General features: G+C 64.2%; 4 protein-coding genes and 1 pseudogene. All 5 read right to left on the bottom strand.

Annotated features, from left to right (window positions below; genetic code table 11):
* Window positions 1-28: 28 nt before the first annotated feature.
* Window positions 29-964, bottom strand: a complete 936-nt coding sequence (locus tag AC5RWU_RS24000; protein WP_493986679.1) for a DUF3560 domain-containing protein — start codon at window positions 962-964, stop codon at window positions 29-31.
* Between the two features lie 57 nt (window positions 965-1,021).
* Window positions 1,022-1,330 carry a DUF3846 domain-containing protein gene (locus tag AC5RWU_RS23995; protein ID WP_493986678.1) on the bottom strand — a complete coding sequence of 103 codons (309 nt, stop codon included), beginning with the start codon at window positions 1,328-1,330 and terminating at the stop codon, window positions 1,022-1,024.
* Window positions 1,331-2,344: 1,014 nt separating this feature from the next.
* Window positions 2,345-2,551 (bottom strand): hypothetical protein, encoded by a 207-nt coding sequence (locus AC5RWU_RS23990; protein ID WP_493986677.1) that lies wholly within the window; start codon window positions 2,549-2,551, stop codon window positions 2,345-2,347.
* 30 nt (window positions 2,552-2,581) lie between these two features.
* Window positions 2,582-2,776 carry a hypothetical protein gene (locus AC5RWU_RS23985; RefSeq protein ID WP_493986676.1) on the bottom strand — a complete coding sequence of 65 codons (195 nt, stop codon included), beginning with the start codon at window positions 2,774-2,776 and terminating at the stop codon, window positions 2,582-2,584.
* A 113-nt stretch (window positions 2,777-2,889) separates the two neighbouring features.
* Window positions 2,890-3,107, bottom strand: a pseudogene (locus AC5RWU_RS23980) (DUF6573 family protein); the annotation flags it as partial.

The following is a 3,107-nucleotide window of genomic DNA, read 5'->3' as shown; positions in this document are numbered from 1 at the left end:
CCTCCTTTCCTCTGCCGGTGCGGCGGGGCTATTCGGTGCGCTGGTACTCCTGTATGGAGGGGTAGCTGGCCTTCAGCGGGAAGCCGTTGTCGCTGGTGACGGTGACGGTCTTGGGGTTGGCGCGCAGGACCCGATGCCAGCGGCCGTTGATCTTGACCAGGTCCCCGGCTTTGACGGTGTTCTTTGAGTAGTCGGTGGCCATGCCGGCGGCGCTCTGCCGGGGGCGGATCCCGTTCCAGTAGGCGAGCTGGTCGGTCAGCTGGCCTTGCCTGGCCAGCAGGCCCTGGCAGTATGTCCCCTTGGCCGGCGGAGTGATGTCGTAGTTGCCGCCGTAGAGGGTGCGGCGGTATCCGTTCAGGCGTCGTTCGATGGAGCGCAGATCGGCCTTGAGCTTTTCGATCCGGCTGTACACCGTGACCGGATTCTGGCGCTCAGGGGAGACCGGAACCGCCACCTCGGCTTTGCGGGTAGCTTCTGCAGCCTCCGCCGCCTTCACCGCCCGATCGTTAGCCCTGGCGACCTGGTCATAGTGGCGGCGTATCCGTGCCTGGCAGTGGTGCCCGATCAGGATGGGCTGGCCGAACGGAATCCGATCGGCCATCTGACGATGCCGTTGTGAAGCGTTGGCGGCCGCACAGGTTTTCGCTTCGGTCCTGGCCTCCAGCGCTTCGGCCCGCTCCGTGGCGCGGTCAAGGTGGTCTGCCTGAACCTCCGAGGCGGAACGGAAACCTTCATCTATCTCGGTGTCCACGCTGAAGCCTTCGGCGCCCAGCCGCTCCAGGGTGAGATCGATGAGGCAGTGGTCGGGAGCAGCGTCCCGGGACCTGGGGACATACCAGCAGCCAATGCCACGGGACCAGCGCCAGCCCAGCTCCTTCAACACCAGATTCGACCCGTCACTCCGGACGGTTCCATCAAGCAAGGTCCCGGCGGCCGGGGTGTGGGTCAGAGCAAGTGAAGCCATGGATCCATCCTTCCTAGGGCTCCGGGCGGCCGAGAGTCCCCGGCCGTCCCGATTGAATTAGCCGCTGATGCGGGCCAGGGCATCCGACAGACGGCCGCCGGCCGCAATAACTCCGGGACGGACGCTGGAATCCTGCCCGTCTGGGCCGGGCGCCAGAACGACGGCCGGTCCCGCGATCCAGTCCTCTGCCCGGATCAGGCCATCAGCCCGGCACAGCAGGCTCGCCCGCAGGTTATGAGGCATTCCCGCGGCCTTGCCCAGCTCATTCAGGTACACAGTCATCAATGCATCACCCACGGCTTCAATGTCGCCGCCCACCAGCGACTGCAGGGTCTTCAGATCTGCCTCCAGCTCACGGGTCTCCAATGGTTAAGCCATATCGGTTGGTATAAGCAAAGCGGTAACCGCCACGGGAACCATTCCTATTTTGTTGATTGTGTATAAACAAATATAGGCGGGGCGAGACTGGGCTGTCAATAGCGTTGGGATCGTTGGCCCATGCGACATCCCCATCAATCGACGGCCCGGACAGGGTCCAGGAGTCCAGCCCCCGGCCAGGCATCCCGGGGTCTGCCCGGCCAGGCGTCCCGGGTTCTGCCCGGGCAGGCTGGGCCGTGAAGGATTCGGCGCGGCAATGCGGCCGGCCCGGTCCTGGTCCCTGGCCGGGCTTACCCTGCCCGCCGGGGCGGGTAGTGGCTAAGAGCTGTCCCGCCCGGACTCCATAACTGCCTCGGCTTGTGCAGCATGTTCGGCTTCCATCCGCATGATGATCTGCCCGAAGGCAACGAGTCCGCCGCTCATCCGCCGGCCTCGATCCCGACAGCCTGGACATGAAGCGCGCGGACCACAACGGAGCAGCCAATGGTCCCAATATGACTGCCTCCCAGCCTCTTCGGACCCGTCGATACCTCACGAGGGCTCGGGCTGCGATGAGCGGGGCCCCGGCATGGGCGGTGGCAGCCACCTTGGCCACATCAAGGCGACGCTCCAGATGGAGCGGAGCGATTCCGGGAAATCCGGGCAGTTACCCGGCGGCAGCATGCGCGGCGTCGACGGCTCCCTGGGATCTTCAATTTTGCGGGGTGGATACGGGGCCAGGGCAGGAGGCGGCTTCGTAAAGTGCTGTGGGCAGTCTCGGTCTGCTTCGCAGAACGGGGGCGGGCTGTTTGGCGTCCGACATCGGTATCAACCAATGCATGCACGGTTTCCGGTAGGGGGACGGCAGTGGCCAGGGCATGGAAAAGCGCCCTGCAGGAGGTCCACGATTGTCAGATCAACAGACTTGGCAGGGCGCTTTCACCATTGAGTCTAAGCGAGCCGCGGTTCAGCTGAAGCCCCAGGGGGATGTACTGTGTGTGCGGCCTATAGATGGTGGACGTTTTAGTAGTCGCCGGACAGAAGCTTTCTGGCACGGTTGATCTGGGTGCGGGTGGCTGTTTTCGGGACTGATCCGGGGCATTCGGGGCCGTGGGCCGCGCCGGTATCGTTAGCGTCGTTCCAGGGCATCTGCCTGCCGGGGGTCCAGAGGCATTCACGGCAGACCACGTGAAAACGGTCCGGTTCTTTGGTGGCGGCAATGGTGATCATCTGGCGGTGTCCCTCCCTGGTCTGTCGGTTTTATCGTAGGCGCGTCTTTGACGCCGGGAGGCATTCAGGGGTGTGAAGGAAGCGGTGCAGGGTCTGATATGTCCCGTACCAGGCAGCGGCGGCGCTCCTGCAGCTGTCAGCCTCCAGTTCCTCCACGTTCTGCATTGCCTCGTCGATGGCAGCCTGGAGGTGCTCGTCTTCAAGTGCCCGCGTACGTTCGCTCATCTTTCTTCGTGCCCCTTCCTCGGATCCTGATAAAAACTTCTGTCGAAAGGTGTAGGTCATCCCGGGTTTGCCCACTCCATAGGGAGCGGGCAAACCCGGGATGACAGATGGGTTCAGTCTTCGTGGGGCAGCAGGATGGTCAGCACGGGATCGGGGGTATCGGCCGGGCCGATGTGAAGGTGCAGTCGGACTTCTTCCGGTGCTTCGGCTCCCGCAACGTTGGGAACCCGAAAAACGGAGAACGGAATCCTGGAACAGGACCGGGCAGCGCGGGCCGCACCGGCCGCCATGACCAGTACGTCCCAGAGGCGCCCCTGCTCGTCCTGCCAGG

The organism is Arthrobacter sp. B0427-1-12, from assembly GCF_059092905.1.
Note: the sequence above shows the minus strand (reverse complement) of the source record. Positions and strands in the feature narration are given on the sequence as shown.

What these genes read in the sequence shown, in the direction of transcription:
- AC5RWU_RS24000 (WP_493986679.1), bottom strand. Translation starts at nt 964, where the DNA reads ATGGCTTCACTTGCTCTGACCCACACCCCGGCCGCCGGGACCTTGCTT.
- AC5RWU_RS23990 (WP_493986677.1), bottom strand. Translation starts at nt 2,551, where the DNA reads ATGATCACCATTGCCGCCACCAAAGAACCGGACCGTTTTCACGTGGTC.
- AC5RWU_RS23985 (WP_493986676.1), bottom strand. Translation starts at nt 2,776, where the DNA reads ATGAGCGAACGTACGCGGGCACTTGAAGACGAGCACCTCCAGGCTGCC.